At 53.4% G+C, this 16,631-nt stretch carries 18 protein-coding genes; 13 read left to right on the forward strand and 5 right to left on the reverse strand.

Annotated features, from left to right (window positions below):
- Nucleotides 1-182 precede the first annotated feature (182 nt).
- Nucleotides 183-971: a phosphotransferase gene (locus KI215_RS02830; protein WP_212774078.1), complete on the reverse strand. Its 789-nt coding sequence runs from the start codon at nucleotides 969-971 to the stop codon at nucleotides 183-185.
- A gap of 29 nt (nucleotides 972-1,000) precedes the next feature.
- Nucleotides 1,001-1,153, reverse strand: a complete 153-nt coding sequence (locus tag KI215_RS02835) for a hypothetical protein (RefSeq protein ID WP_212774079.1) — start codon at nucleotides 1,151-1,153, stop codon at nucleotides 1,001-1,003.
- A gap of 126 nt (nucleotides 1,154-1,279) precedes the next feature.
- Between KI215_RS02835 and KI215_RS02840 the strand changes: the two genes are divergently transcribed.
- Nucleotides 1,280-2,107, forward strand: a complete 828-nt coding sequence (locus KI215_RS02840; RefSeq protein ID WP_212774080.1) for an MBL fold metallo-hydrolase — start codon at nucleotides 1,280-1,282, stop codon at nucleotides 2,105-2,107.
- 112 nt (nucleotides 2,108-2,219) lie between these two features.
- On the opposite strand, the gene KI215_RS02845 is transcribed toward KI215_RS02840, so the two are convergent.
- The gene (locus KI215_RS02845; RefSeq protein WP_212774081.1) at nucleotides 2,220-3,002 is read right to left on the reverse strand and encodes an undecaprenyl-diphosphate phosphatase; all 783 of its coding nucleotides are present in this window, start codon (nucleotides 3,000-3,002) and stop codon (nucleotides 2,220-2,222) included.
- Nucleotides 3,003-3,145: 143 nt separating this feature from the next.
- On the opposite strand from KI215_RS02845, the gene KI215_RS02850 reads away from it, so the two are divergent.
- Both KI215_RS02850 and pdxK read left to right on the forward strand, forming a co-directional pair.
- Nucleotides 3,146-5,299, forward strand: coding sequence for a heavy metal translocating P-type ATPase (locus KI215_RS02850; RefSeq protein WP_212774082.1), 2,154 nt, complete (start codon nucleotides 3,146-3,148; stop codon nucleotides 5,297-5,299).
- Nucleotides 5,296-6,123 carry a pyridoxine/pyridoxal/pyridoxamine kinase gene (pdxK, locus tag KI215_RS02855; RefSeq protein ID WP_212774083.1) on the forward strand — a complete coding sequence of 276 codons (828 nt, stop codon included), beginning with the start codon at nucleotides 5,296-5,298 and terminating at the stop codon, nucleotides 6,121-6,123. Before KI215_RS02850 ends, pdxK begins: the two co-directional genes overlap by 4 nt.
- 101 nt (nucleotides 6,124-6,224) lie before the next feature.
- Here the strand turns inward: pdxK and KI215_RS02860 are convergent, their stop codons facing one another.
- Nucleotides 6,225-6,665: a TlpA family protein disulfide reductase gene (locus tag KI215_RS02860; RefSeq protein WP_212774084.1), complete on the reverse strand. Its 441-nt coding sequence runs from the start codon at nucleotides 6,663-6,665 to the stop codon at nucleotides 6,225-6,227.
- A gap of 14 nt (nucleotides 6,666-6,679) precedes the next feature.
- Nucleotides 6,680-7,540 (reverse strand): EamA family transporter, encoded by an 861-nt coding sequence (locus tag KI215_RS02865; RefSeq protein ID WP_212774085.1) that lies wholly within the window; start codon nucleotides 7,538-7,540, stop codon nucleotides 6,680-6,682.
- 174 nt (nucleotides 7,541-7,714) lie between these two features.
- On the opposite strand from KI215_RS02865, the gene KI215_RS02870 reads away from it, so the two are divergent.
- From KI215_RS02870 to modB, 10 genes are all read left to right on the forward strand, one after another.
- Nucleotides 7,715-7,861 carry a hypothetical protein gene (locus KI215_RS02870; protein ID WP_212774086.1) on the forward strand — a complete coding sequence of 49 codons (147 nt, stop codon included), beginning with the start codon at nucleotides 7,715-7,717 and terminating at the stop codon, nucleotides 7,859-7,861.
- Between the two features lie 315 nt (nucleotides 7,862-8,176).
- Nucleotides 8,177-8,365 (forward strand): hypothetical protein, encoded by a 189-nt coding sequence (locus KI215_RS02875; protein ID WP_212774087.1) that lies wholly within the window; start codon nucleotides 8,177-8,179, stop codon nucleotides 8,363-8,365.
- Between the two features lie 47 nt (nucleotides 8,366-8,412).
- Nucleotides 8,413-9,009, forward strand: coding sequence for a DUF1802 family protein (locus KI215_RS02880; RefSeq protein WP_212774088.1), 597 nt, complete (start codon nucleotides 8,413-8,415; stop codon nucleotides 9,007-9,009).
- A gap of 116 nt (nucleotides 9,010-9,125) precedes the next feature.
- Nucleotides 9,126-10,109 (forward strand): NAD(P)H-quinone oxidoreductase, encoded by a 984-nt coding sequence (locus KI215_RS02885; RefSeq protein WP_212774089.1) that lies wholly within the window; start codon nucleotides 9,126-9,128, stop codon nucleotides 10,107-10,109.
- An 88-nt stretch (nucleotides 10,110-10,197) separates the two neighbouring features.
- Complete coding sequence (locus KI215_RS02890) at nucleotides 10,198-10,554, forward strand: carboxymuconolactone decarboxylase family protein (protein WP_212774090.1); 357 nt, start codon at nucleotides 10,198-10,200, stop codon at nucleotides 10,552-10,554.
- A 251-nt stretch (nucleotides 10,555-10,805) separates the two neighbouring features.
- On the forward strand, nucleotides 10,806-12,602 hold the full coding sequence (locus KI215_RS02895; RefSeq protein WP_212774091.1) for a M3 family oligoendopeptidase: 1,797 nt from the start codon (nucleotides 10,806-10,808) through the stop codon (nucleotides 12,600-12,602).
- A 304-nt stretch (nucleotides 12,603-12,906) separates the two neighbouring features.
- Nucleotides 12,907-13,452 carry an RNA polymerase sigma factor gene (locus tag KI215_RS02900; protein WP_212774092.1) on the forward strand — a complete coding sequence of 182 codons (546 nt, stop codon included), beginning with the start codon at nucleotides 12,907-12,909 and terminating at the stop codon, nucleotides 13,450-13,452.
- Nucleotides 13,449-14,960, forward strand: a complete 1,512-nt coding sequence (locus KI215_RS02905; protein ID WP_212774093.1) for a DUF4179 domain-containing protein — start codon at nucleotides 13,449-13,451, stop codon at nucleotides 14,958-14,960. The genes KI215_RS02900 and KI215_RS02905 overlap by 4 nt, the downstream gene beginning before the upstream one ends.
- 159 nt (nucleotides 14,961-15,119) lie before the next feature.
- The gene (gene modA / locus KI215_RS02910; protein WP_212774094.1) at nucleotides 15,120-15,923 is read left to right on the forward strand and encodes a molybdate ABC transporter substrate-binding protein; all 804 of its coding nucleotides are present in this window, start codon (nucleotides 15,120-15,122) and stop codon (nucleotides 15,921-15,923) included.
- Nucleotides 15,920-16,585 carry a molybdate ABC transporter permease subunit gene (modB, locus tag KI215_RS02915; protein ID WP_212774095.1) on the forward strand — a complete coding sequence of 222 codons (666 nt, stop codon included), beginning with the start codon at nucleotides 15,920-15,922 and terminating at the stop codon, nucleotides 16,583-16,585. Before modA ends, modB begins: the two co-directional genes overlap by 4 nt.
- Nucleotides 16,586-16,631: the final 46 nt, after the last annotated feature.

Genomic DNA, 16,631 nt, shown 5'->3' on the forward strand with positions numbered 1-16,631 from the left:
CCGTATATGGGCGTTTGAGGAATACCCAGGTACTGTGATTGCAGTCTCCCACGATCGGTGGTTTCTCTCACGGTTCCGAGGGACGGTGTGGGAGTTGAAAGACGGGAGGTTGAAGGAAAGGTGATAGCGTGTGGTGAGTGTTGCCGCCTCGTATTCTTTACGAAAAGAAATCTAGGAGTTGTTCACCAATCTTCCCTTATCAGCTGATCGATTCGAAACAGTAACCGTTCCTTCTCTTCTGTTGGAATGCTTTCCGTTAATCTCGCCGCGGCAACAGGAAGTTCCCAAGTATTGATTTGTTGCATAGTGCAGTTAGACAACCGGATGTATGCATTTAGATATTCTTGAATGATGCTATCTCGTAAGCTTTCAACAACACGATCAGAAATGGATGCCAATCGATAAATCAACACTGTCCTTGCAACATCTGCCAGTGGATGGCCGCAGGTCCCGTCCATCCAATCAATGATGACTGCGCCTTGAGAGGAGATGATAATGTTATTGGTGTGAAAATCTCCGTGGCAAACTTGGCTTCCTTCAGGAAGAAGCTCAAGATGATGAAGAATCTTCTTTTTTGTGTTTACCGAGAGTAAGTCCGTTTGATAGATACGCCTGCTTAGGATATCTTTTTGTTGTGGTAATCCCATCCCTTTTTTTCGGTGTATCACATCATGTAGATCGGCAAGTTTGTACGCGAACTTTTTGATGTTTTCGGGCTCTTGGGAGATTGCCTGCGTCATGGTAGGGCCATCGATCCGCTCGTAGAGTATCCCTTCTCTTCCTCGGTATTGCCTTCTTTCAAACACTTTTGGAACGTTTAGTCCCAGCGTTTCCACTAATTTGCTCACGAAGAACTCCCGCTTGATGGAAGATTCGGAGATCCCCTTATGAAACAACTTGATCACTCGATTTTCTCCCCAGGGATAGATGTCTGCTGTGTAACCTTGTCCAAGTATTTCTCTATCCGTCAATGGAGAAAACCCCCTTTTTGAGAACAAGGTTACAAAAACTGAACGACCCCACCACCTGTGATCAACAACAATCTCCCGACGAAATAATAGACTGACCGCTTGGCATCCTGCCGCTTTGCCTTCTGATTTTTCATATGTTCGATCTGAGCGTCCATATAGGGTTGCCGCGGAAAATTGATCAATGGATCTATGTTCCACTTCGGTTGGGTGTATCCTTCACAATTAACCGGAAAAATAGAAAAAACTGATTCGGGCAGCGTGTTTTGTGCTAAGATAGAAAACACCCTGAAGAATCACAGGTGACCAGGATGACGAAGTTGCAATTATCCGTTCAACATCATGATCACGTCCGCACAGTCAAAGGTGCGTTCACGTTTTTGGGGCATCCGCTTCGCTTTTATTGGTACTGTGTTGACGGGCTGTGGATCGATACCGGCCCGCCGAGGGCACGGGTACAGGTGGCGGCATTTGCTGCGGAGCACCCACCTTCAGTCGTGGCGCTGACCCATTTTCACGAAGATCATTCCGGTAATGCGGGATGGCTGGCCCGTACCTACGGCGTTCCGGTAATGATGAGCGAGGAGACGGCCCGGATCCTGAGGCAGCCTCCGAGCATTCCCGTCTATCGGAAATGGGTGTGGGGGCAGATGGAGCCGGTTTCTGGAACCGTCGCAGAAGAATTGTTGCAGACGGAGCGTTTTCGGTTTCGCGTCATTCCGACACCCGGCCATTGCCCCGACCATGTTGTGTTTTTGGAAGAAGAGCAGGGATGGTTGTTTTCGGGCGATTTGTTTTTGGGTACCCGATTACATTACGGTATGCGCGGAGAGTCGGTAGCGGATATGATTGCCTCGATCGAGCGCGTTTTGTCATATCCGTTTGAGACGGTGTTTTGCGCTCATGCCGGTGTGGTGGAGGAGGGCCGCAAAGCGTTGGAGGCGAAACGTCGCTTTTTGTTGGAGTTGGTGGAGGAAACCCGCCATCTCGCACAAAAAGGGATGCCGGCACGCCTCATCGCCTGGAAACTGTTACAGGGCAATAAACTGTTGGAATGGTTTTCGTTGGGTGAGATGGGGGCAATTCACTTGGTTCGCTCCATTCTGGAGGAGAAGCGGGCGTCGGCCAAACGGTTTTGACAGGCGTTATCGAATCAGGAGAAGAGCAGCCGTTTTCCAGCAAGTGATGTCTATTTCGAGGACCCGTTCCGGTTGAAGTTGGAAGTGGTGTACAGTCCGGATTACTTGGGGGTTAAAAATGTCCCGACCACTGTATCAACAGAATGAACGCCCCCAAGACCCACACGTACCAGGCAAACCCTTTGAGTGATCCGCGGCTCAGAATGCGGACCATCCAGCGGACGGCCGTGTAACCGCAGACCCCGGCCATGGCTGTACCGATCAAAAGGGAGGACAGGGGGATGTGCTCTGCCCGACCGTCCAACAGTTTGGCACCTTGCAACAGGACACCGCCGCCGATGGCCGGAATGGAGAGCAAAAACGAATAGGAGGCTGCGGCGGTTGTCTCGACGTTTCGCCACAACGCTGCGGCGATGGTCATCCCGGATCGGGAGACGGCGGGTAAAATGGCTGCACTTTGGGCCAAACCGATCCATAGTGCATCGGCATAGGTAAGGTCGTTGATCCCTTTGTGACCGTCTGCTTTTATCCGGTCAGCCCAGTATAATACCGCGCCGGTGATGAGAAACTCCCATCCGATGGTGACGCCCGTTTGCGAGATCGCCTCCAATGTATCTTCCCAAGTGATGCCCACCACTACTGCGGGAATCGTGCCGACAATCAGAAGCCGTCCCGTTTTGCCCAGCGGTTTGCGGCAGATGGCGGCGAGTTCGTCTCCATATACGGCGATCACTGCTGCGAGTGTACCGAGGTGGAGCATCGTGTCCAGGAACAAACCGGCAGAATCCAGCCCGAACAAATGACGGCCGAGGTAGAGATGCCCCGTGCTGCTCACCGGCAAAAATTCGGTCAATCCCTGGATGATACCCAGTACCATCGCTTCCAACCAGTTCATTGTGTTCGCTCCTTTCGCTTTCTTGTCTATGTGTATGGGCGAGGGTGGGGGAGAATGTCCCACCGCTTTCATTCTCCACCTTTTCGCAATACAATGTGGATAAGCGGGAATCATGCTTGTGTGATTTCAAAGGGGGATAACGGGTGACACTCAGGGGACAGGCGAAGGATCGCGAACAGCATGTCTACCCGTTGACGGGATTGACTTGCGCTGATTGTGCGGCCAAGTTTGAAGAAAAAGTGCGTCAAGCGGAGGGAGTGATCGATGCTCGCGTTCATCTGGCTACGTCCCGGCTGGTGGTGAGGGGGCGCCAGTTGAGCATCGAGGAAGTGGAACAGCTGGGGGCGTTTGACGACATCCGGGTGGCCAGGCGGGAAGAGCATATTGGTTTGGGACGGTTCCGTTTGAATGATCCATTGTTTCTCTCAAGCGCCACCGCTTTGGTGCTTCTTTTGCTCGCCGAACTGGCTGAATGGCTGGAGCTTTCTTCGACGCTTTTCATCAGTTTGTTTGCCGCGGCCACGGTATTGGGAGGATGGAACCATTTCCGCCGCGGTATGGTGGGATTGCTGCGGTTGGATTTCAATATGAACGCGTTGATGACCATAGCGGTGGCGGGAGCATGGGCTATCGGCTACTGGGAGGAAGCGGCGGTAGTGGCCTTTTTGTTCGGCGTCAGCGGTTGGTTGGAACGAACCGTGATGGAATCCGCACGTGCCTCGATTCGATCATTGATGGATTGGGCGCCGAAAACGGCGACAATACGTCGCGAAGGGGTGGAACAATCCGTTCCCGTAGAAGAGTTGAAGGTGGGTGACGTGCTGATCGTCCGTCCCGGGGAGAAAATCGCCGCCGACGGCGAAGTGGTCAAAGGGAGCACGGCTGTCAATCAGGCGGCGATCACCGGGGAGTCCCTGCCGGTGGAAAAGTCACCGGGAGATGAGGTGTTTGCGGGATCGCTTAATCATTCCGGGGCAATCGAGGTACGGGTGACACGAAGGGCGGAAGAGACCACCATTGCCAAGATCGTGGCTCTGGTGGGGGAAGCCGAGGAGCAGCGAGCGCCGGCACAGGCGTTTGTCGACAGGTTTGCCCGCGTTTATACGCCCATCGTGTTGGCTTTGGCTTTTGCCATCGCCATCATCCCGCCGTTGGTACTGGGAGCGGCGTGGAAGCCCTGGCTGTATGAAGCGTTGGCGTTGCTGATCGTGGCTTGTCCCTGTGCCCTCGTCGTCTCTACACCGGTCGTTGTCGTGACGGCCGTCGGCAACGCGGCTCGATACGGTGTGCTGATTAAAGGGGGTCTACACCTGGAAAAGGCGGGCACACTCCAAACGATTGCCTTCGATAAAACCGGCACGCTGACCCACGGTGAACCCGTTGTGACGGACATCATCCCCCTGCAGGATCAGAGTGAACCGCAGGTGTTGGCACTGGCAGCGGGGATCGAGCGGCTGTCCGAACATCCGCTGGCGCTGGCCATCGTTCGGAAAGCGAAGGAAAAACGGGTTCCGGTGGCGCATGTGGACCACTTTAAATCCGTACCCGGCCGAGGAGCGAAGGCCTACATCGCCGGGACCCCCTATTGGATCGGCAGTCCGCGTTGGATGGAAGAAGAGGGATTTGATCTCGGTCCTTGGCACGAGGCGATCAACCAATTGCAGGATGAAGGGAAAACGGTTGTCGCTTTGGGAAGGGATCGGGAAGCGTTGGCGATCATCGCCTTCACGGACGAATTGCGGAACAATGCCGCTCAGGTGATTCATGCGCTGAAACAGCTCGGTCTACGCCGTATGGTGCTGTTGACCGGAGATCATGCCAAGGCGGCGCGATCCATAGCCCATCGGGCCGGTATAGACGAAATATGTGCAGAGTTGTTGCCGGAAGATAAAGTGCGTAAAATCCGCCATTATACTGAGGCGGGCGGACCGGTCGGAATGGTGGGCGACGGGATCAATGATGCTCCAGCGCTGGCAACCGCCGATGTGGGAATCGCCATGGGCGGGGCTGGTAGCGATGTAGCCCTGGAAACGGCGGACATCGTCCTGATGGCTGATGATTTGAGCAAACTGCCGTTTACTGTTCGACTGAGCCGGGCGGCTCTTCGTGTGATCCGGCAAAATATCGCGTTTGCTGTCGGGATCAAAGTGTTGGCCTTTTTGCTGGCGATACCGGGTTGGTTGACCTTGTGGCTGGCGATCGGAGCAGATATGGGTGCAACGATTTTGGTGTTACTGAATGGCATGCGTTTATTGAAGGAAAAACCGGATTTGGAAATGAGGAGGGACAAATCATGAGCATTCGTAAAGTACTTACCATCGCAGGATCGGACAGCAGTGGAGGAGCGGGCATTCAGGCCGATTTGAAAACGTTTCAGGAACGGGGCGTCTACGGTATGACCGCGTTGACGACGATCGTGGCGATGGACCCGGACAACGGATGGGCACATCAGGTGTTTCCTGTTGCCTTAGATACGTTGAAAGCGCAGTTGAAAACGATCGTCGAGGGTATTGGTGTCGACGCGATGAAAACCGGGATGCTGGGCTCCGTGGAGATCATCGAGCTGGCGGCGGAGACGATTGACCGTTATCAATTGAACAATGTGGTGATTGACCCCGTCATGGTCTGCAAGGGAACGGACGAGGTGCTTCATCCGGAAACGGCCGTCGCCCTGCGCGAGGTGTTGGTGCCCCGGGCGACCGTGGTGACGCCCAACCTGTTTGAAGCATGGCAGTTGAGCGGACACGGCCCGATCCGCACGGTGGAAGACATGAAAGCAGCCGCCAAGAAAATCCACGAGTTGGGCGCGAAATACGTGCTCGTCAAAGGTGGCGGCAAGTTGGAACACGAAAAGGCGGTCGATGTTTTGTACGACGGAGAAACGTTCGATATCCTGGAAGGTGATCGTATCGACACTACGTACACCCACGGAGCCGGATGCACGTATTCGGCGGCCATCACCGCCGAGCTGGCCAAAGGCGCTTCCGTTCCGGAAGCGGTCCACACGGCCAAGGCGTTTATCACCGAAGCCATTCGTCACGGCTTCCCGCTCAACCAATACGTGGGTCCCACCCTGCACGCGGCGTATCGCTTGTATGGAGAACAAGTAGCACAAAAATAATGGTGAGCAGAAAAACGGTCCGCTTCTATAGCGGACCGTTTTTTGCTTGTTGGAAAAAACGTGTAATGGGGTTTTACCATGATCAAGTGATTTCTAGGAAGTCAGTTTGAATCCTCCGGCAAAATCCGCTCTAGCTCCTTCAGGATCTTCACTATCGGCACGGTTTCGTCATAGATACCGGCTATCGTGCCGTCAGGTGCGATCAATACCGTGGCGGGAACTGAGGTGATGCCGAACGCATCATAGACCCGGCGGCCGTCGTCTTTCAGCACGGGGAAGGTGTACCCGCGTTCACGAAGGAATTCAGGGACGGACTCCGGGCGAGCTTCCCGTCCGGTGACATTGATGGTCAAAAACGTAAACCGGGGATGGCGGACGGAGCGGTACAGCACCTCTTTTTGTGGGAGGTCCTGTTGGCACGCTCCGCACCACGTCACCCAAAACGACAGCCAGACAGCATGACCGCGAAATTGTCTCAAGCAGATGGTTTCCTCTCTGTCAATGGGGGGCAGGCAGAAGTCCGGCGCCGGACGGTTGGTCACGAATCATTCCCTCCTCACAGGCGGATCAGGATCAAACCGGCGAACAAAAAGACGAGGGAGCAGGTTTGCAAGATCGATAATCGCTCCCGGTAGATCAGAATGGACAAAATGGCGACGATCAGGCTGTTGGTGGCAAACATCGGGGCTACGATGCTAGCGGGGCCGTCGATCAGTGCGACGGAGTACAATTGCATGCCCAAAAACGAGAAGATGCCGCTCAACAACCCCCAAACCAGTCCCGTCCTGGCTGCCTTGCGCGCTTCCGTGTCCCCCGACCGCGGTTGCCGTAGTACCTCCACCACAAACCAGATCAGGCCGAGCACGTATCCGTAAAACAACACGGGTGTACCGGGTATGTGCATTTCCTGTGTCACTTTGAGTCCACCGTTACGGAATGAGAACAGCAGGGTAGCCATCAACAACAGGGCATACCAGCGCGGGTTGCGAATGGCCAGTTTTTCATTGCGGTCGATGGGAATGAGCAGAATCGCCAGCACCAACAGGGTTACCCCGGCGGTTTCAAACCAGGACAATCTTTCTCCGTAGACGATCACGGAGAAAAGGATGATCAGCAAAATATTGGTGTTCACTAACGGGGTGGTCAAGCTGGCGGGACCGTGATCCAACGCCTTCATAAACAGCAAGTTGCCTAAGGTCGATCCCAAGCCGAGCAGGAGGCCGCCCACCAGCGTCGGCACATCTGTCCGAAATGTCCCTTCCCTCCACATCCATAGTAAAAAGCCCAATGTCCCGGTCAGATACAGGCCCAGGAGCAGATGGGCCACAGAACCGCGTCGAGCGGCACTCACTTTCATAAAGAATCCGGCCAGTCCGAACGTAAGCGAACTGAGCGCGGCAATCGCAAACCATGCCATGTTGCTTCGATCCTTTCGTTCCTATCAATCAAGGACTGAAATTACATTAACACAAAATCAGCACGCTCACCAGATCAGAGATATGCTCATTATTATCTTTGGAATATACAAAAAATAATTGTATAGTTTTCAAGTTCCGGAGGCACTTTATGAGAAGAGAAGGGAGGGACGAATGTGAACCGCAACATGAAGGGCGGCGATCGCGATGTACCCAAACATATCGATGCTGTCGAGCAGATGGTGGAATCAACGCCTGATCTGAAAAAGGTGGATGAGCTGCGCCGACAACAGCCGCAGAAGCAGATTCCGCCACCCCGATGACAGAGGGGCCGTGTTCGGAATTGGACATTGCGTACATCAGGGCGTAAGGCGGAACGAGCTGAGAAGACAAATCTCAAATCTTTCATTTCACTTGAAATCGCGAGTGGTCCACCACTTGTTCAGCAACATACACCGCTTAGGGAGCGGTGTTTTTTCGTGTTGTTTGACCAATCTGTCACGGAACGGTTGCCGTGTTCGGAAATGGATCATGGTACAATAAGGATACAAGATGTTCCGCATGCAAGCGGGTGGCGGCTTTTCAATCAACCTTCTTCTTCGGATTCCGTTTGTCCATGATACACCAACGGGAAAAAGATGGCGGATACGGACAAGCAATGGCTTCAACTGAAAGGGAGAGCGGAAGGAATCATACATTCCGTCAGTACGACGATCCCAACACCCGATTGCCGGTGGCAGATGACTAGCATGCGGGTGGGGACAAAAGGAGATTGGCAGGCAGCGCTGGAACAATACATTGCCGCTACAAATGATGCCTCTTCCTGACGTCTGACTGATTGATCCTAATCAATAAGCATGAAGGAGGAAAACAGATGACGGTGCAAACGTTGACACCGATTGCATTGAAAGAATGGGCTGTTGCAGTGGAAGCGCTGGCGGAAGGAAAGCAGATTTTGCTCATGCGCAAAGGGGGTATTCATGAGGAAACCCGTCATTTCCAAGTGGAAGCGGATGCTTTCTTCCTTTACCCCACTTATGAACATCAGCAGGAGCAAGCCGATCTGGTGAAACCGGAATTCCAGGACAAGCTGCAAGAAACAATGAAAGAGTGGAACCCGGAAGCCAAGACCAATACCGTCAAATATTTTGCCCGCCTGGCTGAAGACATCGAAATCTTGGACGAAGAGGCACTGAATCGTTTGTCGTCGTTCCATATCTGGGTGCCCGACTTTGCCGTGAAACGGTTAAAGTGGAAACGGAAACAACCGTTGCATTTGCTTTTGGTGCGCACCTACCGGTTGGAGCGCCCGTTGGAAGTGCCGATTCTGGAGGAGTATCTGGGTTGTCGTTCGTGGATCCGCTTGCCGGAAGAGCTGATCCGGGAGACGTCGGCAGCGGAGCCGGTATTGTCCGATGCGGAATTTGGGCAGCAAGTGCAGGAGATCAAACAGGCACTGGGCCGTGCGTGATATGGCCGACAGTGCTGTGTGAAGCGCTGTCTACCGCCTGATCTGATGAAAATGCGGGCGAGGCGGTTCTTCCACGGTTTTCTACGGCGAGCCAATCACGGGAAAGGAGACGGGTGATGCGCGCGATTCTCGTGAAGGAACCCGGTGGCGTGGAACAACTGTACTTGGGTGAATATCCAACTCCCGAACCCAAGCCGGATGAGCTGCTGGTAAGAGTGAAAGCGACGGCCCTCAATCGGGCGGATATTTTGCAGCGACGCGGCCATTATCCGCCGCCGCCGGGTGCAAGTCCCATTCTGGGTTTGGAAATGGCGGGGATTGTGGAAAAGGCAGGGACGCAATGCACACAGTTTCGCGAGGGAGATCGGGTGTTCGGCCTGCTTCCCGGGGGTGGGTATGCCGAGTATGCCGTCATTCCCGAATCATTGGCCATGCCGATACCCGAGCACATGGACTTCACGGAAGCGGCGGCGATCGCGGAAGTGTTTCTCACCGCCTATCAGGCGATGTTTTGGTTGGCTGAACTCAAAGCGGGTCAGTACGTACTGATTCACGCGGGAGCCAGTGGCGTGGGCACGGCCGCGATTCAACTGGCCAAAGAAGCCGGTTTCATCCCGATCGTCACCGCCGGGACGGAGGAAAAACTGGCGTTCTGTCGGGAGTTGGGTGCGGTCGCGGCGTTCAACTACAAGGAAGGCCCTTTCGCCCCCAAAGTGATGGAAGCGACCGACAGGGCAGGCGTGCATGCCGTCCTCGATTTCGTCGGCGCGCCGTACTGGCATCAAAATGTGGAATGCCTGACGGCTGACGGTCGGATCATCCTCATCAGCGCGTTGGGCGGGGTCAAGGTGGCTGAGGTGAATCTGGCACCGTTGCTGGCCAAACGAATTCATGTGATCGCCACCACCTTGCGTGCGAGGAGTGTGGCGTACAAAGCTCAGTTAGTTCGCGATTTTACCCAATTTGCATGGAAACGGTTTGCCGATGGGCGGTTGCGGCCGATCATTGATCGCGTATGGCCATGGACACAAGTGCGGGAAGCGCACCGATATATGGAAGAAAACCGGAATATCGGAAAAATCGTCCTGCGGGTAGAGTGATGACGTGTTGCATGCATGTCTGTCCCATGAAGGGCAAATGCTAGCAATGTCAAACAAACCATATCATGCCCGAAAGGACGGATGATACATGGACCATTCCGTTATTCACGATGCCCTGCAGGAATACAAGGAAGGATTGGGTGAGCTGGAGCGCCATCTCCCGGAAGTGGCTCGTCACTACCATGCATTCACCCATGCATGTTTTACCGACGGAGAGCTTTCGAGTCAGGTCAAGCACCTGATCGGTCTGGCGCTGGGTGTCCTCACCAATGACGAGTATTGCATCTTGTACCACACGAAAGGAGCGGTGGACCAAGGAGCCAATGACATGCAGGTGATGGAGGCTGCCGCGGTATCCGCCGCTTTCGGTGGAGGTTCCGCCATGGCTCAGGCCGTGACGTTGGTGCAGGATGCGTTGCAGGCATTTAGCGGTCACACCCATTAAACGGGGAGAGAGGATCTCCCCCTCTTTTTTATTGTCGACTTGCGTTATGATAAAAAGAGGAAAATCATGCTTTGTTGTTACATAGTGAATCACTAGGGTACTTGATTATGGCGGCAACTATCTGCTTCCGTGCAGAACGGCAGGTAGAGCGAGCCGGAAAAGCAATCGGATTAGTATTTACCAGACACGTTCTAGAGAACATGGGCATCGGATGAGATGATGGATGGGAAATCAGCGAGAAGGGTGATGACATGGGCAAACAAAAATATAACATGAAATGGGATTTGGATTCCTTTTTTCCAGGAGGGAGTGCATCTCCTGAGTTTGAACAGTTCGTCAACGACCTGTCGCGGCGGATTGATGAACTGAAGCGGGATATCACGAAACTGGCCACTCTCAAGCCGGCGACCCCTGATCGTTGGCATGAGACGTTAACGCGTGCACAAGAAGCCACCAGTCGGTTGTATCAGGCGAGCGCTTTCGTCAGTTGTCTGACCGCTCAGGATGTGAAGGATGAAAAAGCGAAGTTGTGGCGGGGACGACTGACGCAATTGGGGGCCGCTTACCGGGCCGCGATGACGGCGATGGATGACGCACTCTTGAAAGTGCCGGATTCCGATTGGGCGGGATTGTTGCAAGACGAACGACTTCAGCCGATCGCCTTTTTCTTGGAAGAACGGCGTCGGCATGCCAAGGAGAAACTTTCTCCCGAGATGGAAACTTTGGCGGGAGATTTGTCCGTTGACGGATACCATGCTTGGGGTCAACTGTACAACACCGTCGTCGGCAGGATACAGATCCCTGTGGAGGAGAAAGGAAAAACCGTTCACCTCTCCGTCGGGCAGGCGTCCAATCGGTTGTCCCACCCCGATCGCCGCGTGCGCCAATCCACTTTTGCCGCACTGGAAAAAGCGTGGTCGCAGGAGGCGGAGCTGTGTGCCGCATCACTCAACCATTTGGCGGGATATCGCTTGAATTTGTACCGGCACCGGGGTTGGGATTCGGTGTTGAAGGAACCGCTCGACGACAATCGAATGTCGGCGGAAACCCTGGAGACGATGTGGCAAGTGATCGAGAAAAACAAGCCCCGCCTGATCTATTACATGGACCGAAAAGCATTGTTGCTGGGAGTGGACGCTCTCAGTTGGTACGATTTGAGTGCCCCCCTTCCGGGAGAGGAAAAACAGATTCCGTATGATGAGGCCGCGGATTTCATCGTAGAACAGTTCGGGCACTTTGATCCGGAGATGGCAAAGTTTGCCCGCCATGCGTTTGAGAACCGTTGGATTGAAGCGGAGGATCGTCCCGGCAAACGCCCCGGCGGTTTCTGTACGAGTTTCAAACTTTCCCGCCAATCTCGGATTTTCATGACCTATGCGGGGACAGCCAGCAACGTTTCCACCTTGGCACACGAGCTGGGTCATGCGTACCATCAGCACGTGATGAACGATTTGCCCGAGTTTGCCCAGGATTATGCGATGAACGTGGCGGAAACGGCATCTACGTTCGCGGAGTTGATCGTGACTGACGCTGCCATTCGCCACGCTTCATCGGCCAAGGAAAAATTGAAACTGGTGGAAGACAAACTGCAGCGCGCAGTGGCCTTTTTCATGGATATTCACGCTCGTTTCCTGTTTGAAACGCGGTTTTATGAACGGCGCAAACAAGGCCCGGTCAGCGTGGAGGAATTGAACGCACTCATGTTGCAGGCGCAAAAGGACGGATTTCACCACGCACTCAGTGTCTACCATCCGTATATGTGGGCGTCCAAACTCCACTTTTACATTACCGGTGCACCGTTTTACAATTTCCCGTACACCTTCGGTTACCTGTTCAGCACGGGTATTTACGCCCGTGCACAGGCGGAGGGGCCGTCGTTCGCCCGGAAATACGTGGCGCTGTTGCGCGATACGGGTCGCATGACGGTGGAAGATCTTGCAAAGAAACACCTCGGTGTCGATTTGACTCAACCGGAATTTTGGCAATCGGCCGTGGATACGGTACTCGAAGATGTCGATCTGTTTTTGGAACTGACGGAGACCAAGTGAATAGATGACTTTGGCGCATTGAAGCTGATTTCTCCGGAATAACAGCTGGCTGATTGGCAATGTGTTTGAAGATCAATGGCCGCTGGGAAGACCAAGTGAGTATTACCTGCTGGATGAGGAGTACCTTTGTGGATGCAGGAAAAGCGAAACGTGAAAACCGGGTGTTTCGTGACTCGTTCTTCTTCATACTCTACTCCGTAGCCATTCCTGGCGCGGAGTTTTTTCTTTTTCCGGTGAGAAGTCGCCGACTCTCCAGCGTATCAAGGGTGAAACAGAAATCAGCAGACAGATGGGAGTGCAGGACATGCCGGATGATCTGACCTTGGTACGGCAGGTTCTCGCCGGAGACCTGGATGCGTTTGATGCCCTGGTTCTCCGCTACAAGGACCGCGTGTACCGCCTCATGCTCCGGTTGATCGGTAATCCGGAAGACGCCCAGGATTTGACGCAGGAAGTGTTCATCAAGGTGTACCGGAACCTTCAGCGGTTTGATTCTTCACGTCGCTTTTCCACCTGGCTGTATCGGATCGCCTTCAACCGCTGCGTGGATGAACTCCGGAAGCGCGACAGAATGGGCGCCGTCCCGACCGATGGGGAGCCGCCCGGAAGCGAAAGCGCTGAAAGCATCGTTCTGAAACAGGAGGTATACCGGTCGCTCATGGACCGGATCTATGACTTGCCAGAACACTACCGGAGGGTGTTTCTGCTCAAGTATCTGGATGATTTGAGTTACGCGGAGATTGCTCACGTGCTAGGCATCACGGTTGATGATGTGAAAAACCGCCTCTACCGGGCGAGGAAGAAGCTCAGAGAACAGAAAACGCTCAGGAAAGCGGGGAATGGAGCATGAAATGTCCCGGTCTGAACGTGTTGTTCGCGTATCTGGATGGTGAACTGTCACCGGAAGAGAGGAGCCAGACGGCGGCCCATCTGTTGAAGTGCCCGGCGTGCCGATCTTTGCTGGACGAGTGGAAAGATGAGGATCAGCAGTTCCGTGAGGTTTTGACCGAACCGTCCCTACCGAACTCCTTTGTGGCGGAAGTGCGGAAGGAAGTAGAGAGGATTGCTCGGAAGTCCGCCTGTGGCGCCGGACCGGAATCGGGGGCAAGAAAATCCGGATTCAAATGGATGAAGCGAACCGCCGCGGCCTTCGCTTTTCTGGTGTTGGGAATCGGAATCACCGCTTGGGCTTCACCGACGTTTGCGGAATATTTGACGGCCACTTTCCGGGATTTCGGTTTACTCCCCGGAGTTGTCAAGAAAAATGAATACCGCAACGGCTACAGCGTGACGGACAAAGGATATACGTTGCGTGTCACGGAAGTGCTGGCCAACACCAATGAGGTGTATTTCATATACCAAGTGGAGAGGGACGGCAAGATCCTGGATGTGCGCGACATCAGCAAAGACCGTCATTTTCTGGCCATTCGTTCCAAATTGTTTGATGCACAGGGGAAATGGATCAATACCATGGAGTCTCACAGACCTGCCAAAGATTGGCGGTCGGAAATGGTCGGTTTAAAGGGTTTCAACCAACCCAAAAATTCCCGGATCACCTTGGTCGTGAAGGCCAAGTCCATTCAGGGCGTTCAAGGAAATTGGGAGTTGAAAATCCCTCTGGATCTCAGTAAAGCCCGTGTGCAAAAATTCAAGCCCGGTGAGCAAAGGGTGACCCCCGACGGAAAGTTTGCATTCACGCTCAAGGAAGTGTCTTACACTCCCACCAGTGCGCAGATTGTTGCCGGTGTTCGCCTGAATGGACAAGAAGAGGCCAGGCACAAAGAACGGCGCCCGGAACTTCACTTTGCATACCAGATCGTGGATCAAAGTGGCGAGGTGATCTCCGGCACGCACCATGAGGAAAAATGGGTCATGCGTTATCACGTCTTTCCCAAAGGCGGCGGTGGAGAGGAATACAATTTCGGTCCTCTTCCGAAAAAACCGTTGTATTTGCTGTTTGATGCCGTCTATTTGGCTGAACTGACCGACAAAACTTATGAATTCATTCCTGGCCGGGAGCAGACGATCCGGTTGAACCGCGCCGCCTACACGCTCAACAATGCGAGATTGGGCAAAACAACCGCCTCCTTGCCAAAAACGCCGAACCATCTGCTCGTCGACTTGACCAAAACTTCCGTGGTGGAAAATGAGGACCCTCTTCTGATCGCCAAAGAAAATTTATGGCTGGTGTACGATGAGTCTGGGAAGGAATATTCGGGATTGGTCCTCAACGACAACGGACGCTGGGTGCTGGAAGTTCCGGACCTTTACCGAGTCCCCGAAAAGTTGAAAATCCGACCGTACGATGTCACAGTGTACAAGTACCAGGTGAAGATTCCTCTGCCGGAACAGAAATGAATGGACGAAGCAATAAAAATGCCCCTCCATTTTTCGAGGGCTGTAGAAGGCTCGCCCGGATCACTTTGCCCGGCCAATACCGGCCGGGCTTTTTCATGCTAAAATAGAAATAATCTGAGATACGTGGATATGAATAAACATGTTCTTGTGGAGGTCCCTATGAGACGACTCGCTCAATTGTTCAGTTGGATTGCGATCGTGCTGATGATGTTCATAGTAGTTGCTTGCAATCGGGGAGAAAATCAAGCTCATTCACAACCGGTGGAGATCTCGGTTTTGGCGGCAGCTAGTCTGACGGATGCCATGAAAGAAATCAAGTCCCGGTATGAGTCCACACACCCCGGTGTCCAAATTGTGACCAGTTTTGCGTCTTCCGGCAAGCTCAAACAGCAAATTGAGCAAGGGGCACCTGCGGATCTGTTCATCTCTGCAGGAGCAAAAGAGATGGATGCATTGGTTAGGGAAGGGATCGTTGATCCGCGTGACCGTACCCATTTGCTCAGTAACGAATTGGTTCTGGTCGTGCCGAAAGAGTCCCACGTGAAAGCGAGGGGGTTTTCCGATTTACCATCCCCCCAAATCAAAACGATCGCGATCGGGCAACCGGAAACGGTACCGGCCGGTCAATATGCGAAACAAACACTGGAAAACATGAACCTGTGGAAACAGGTGCAATCCAAGTTGGTGTTCACAGGTGATGTTCGTCAAGTGCTCGCTTATGTAAAAACGGGAAATGTTGATGCGGGAATCGTGTATCGGACGGATATCCGAACTGCCCATGATGTACAAGTAGTGGCTGAGGCTGATCCGAAAACGCATCAACCGATCGTGTATCCGATTGGTGTGATCAAATCGACCCCGCGCCCCAAGCAAACACGGGATTTCTACAATTGGTTGCGCAGCCCCGATGCAATGAATATCTTCCAAAAATACGGATTTGAAAAGGCACATCATCCGACATGATGAATCAGGATTTCTGGTCTCCTATTTGGTTGTCCTTGGAAGTAAACGGGGTTGCCAGCATTCTCGTGTTTGTTATCGCCCTAGTAGCCGCATGGTGGATGAAAGGACATTCTTTTTATGGAAAAAGTGCGGTAGAGACATTGTTGATCCTGCCCCTTGTCCTTCCGCCCACGGTGGTTGGTTTTGGACTGCTCGTCCTGATGGGGCGAAAAAGCTGGATCGGACAAGCGATGGAGTGGTTGTTTCATCAGCCCATACTGTTTACTTGGTGGGCAGCCGTGATCGCTGCGGTTGTGGTAGCTTTTCCCCTGGTATATCAGACGCTGAAGAACGGTTTTGAGTCGGTCGATCGGGAATTGGAAGATGCAGCCCGATCGATGGGAGCCGGAGAATGGCAAGTCTTCCGATATATCACGTTGCCGCTTTCGTGGCGATCACTTTTGACGGGGTACGTGCTCGGATTTGCGAGAGGGATGGGGGAGTTTGGTGCGACTCTGATGGTGGCCGGAAACATCCCGGGAAAAACGCAAACCATCCCCACCGCCATTTATATTGCCGTGGAATCGGGTGACACACGGTTGGCCGCTTACTGGGTGGCTTCCACAGTGTTGCTTTCATTTGCATTGTTGGCCATTGTTCAGCGGATGAAAATACGCTCCTGACAAATTATCTAAATCAAAGAAAAAGGCAGGATCACCAACGACCCTG

The organism is Polycladomyces abyssicola, assembly GCF_018326425.1.
Lineage (GTDB): Bacteria > Bacillota > Bacilli > Thermoactinomycetales > JIR-001 > Polycladomyces > Polycladomyces abyssicola.

Coding starts and splice junctions, on each gene's coding strand:
- KI215_RS02840 (WP_212774080.1), top strand. CDS start 1,280: ATGACGAAGTTGCAATTATCCGTTCAACATCATGATCACGTCCGCACA.
- KI215_RS02845 (WP_212774081.1), bottom strand. CDS start 3,002: ATGAACTGGTTGGAAGCGATGGTACTGGGTATCATCCAGGGATTGACC.
- pdxK (WP_212774083.1), top strand. CDS start 5,296: ATGAGCATTCGTAAAGTACTTACCATCGCAGGATCGGACAGCAGTGGA.
- KI215_RS02865 (WP_212774085.1), bottom strand. CDS start 7,540: ATGGCATGGTTTGCGATTGCCGCGCTCAGTTCGCTTACGTTCGGACTG.
- KI215_RS02875 (WP_212774087.1), top strand. CDS start 8,177: ATGGCGGATACGGACAAGCAATGGCTTCAACTGAAAGGGAGAGCGGAA.
- KI215_RS02880 (WP_212774088.1), top strand. CDS start 8,413: ATGACGGTGCAAACGTTGACACCGATTGCATTGAAAGAATGGGCTGTT.
- KI215_RS02885 (WP_212774089.1), top strand. CDS start 9,126: ATGCGCGCGATTCTCGTGAAGGAACCCGGTGGCGTGGAACAACTGTAC.
- KI215_RS02890 (WP_212774090.1), top strand. CDS start 10,198: ATGGACCATTCCGTTATTCACGATGCCCTGCAGGAATACAAGGAAGGA.
- KI215_RS02895 (WP_212774091.1), top strand. CDS start 10,806: ATGGGCAAACAAAAATATAACATGAAATGGGATTTGGATTCCTTTTTT.
- KI215_RS02900 (WP_212774092.1), top strand. CDS start 12,907: ATGCCGGATGATCTGACCTTGGTACGGCAGGTTCTCGCCGGAGACCTG.
- KI215_RS02905 (WP_212774093.1), top strand. CDS start 13,449: ATGAAATGTCCCGGTCTGAACGTGTTGTTCGCGTATCTGGATGGTGAA.
- modA (WP_212774094.1), top strand. CDS start 15,120: ATGAGACGACTCGCTCAATTGTTCAGTTGGATTGCGATCGTGCTGATG.
- modB (WP_212774095.1), top strand. CDS start 15,920: ATGATGAATCAGGATTTCTGGTCTCCTATTTGGTTGTCCTTGGAAGTA.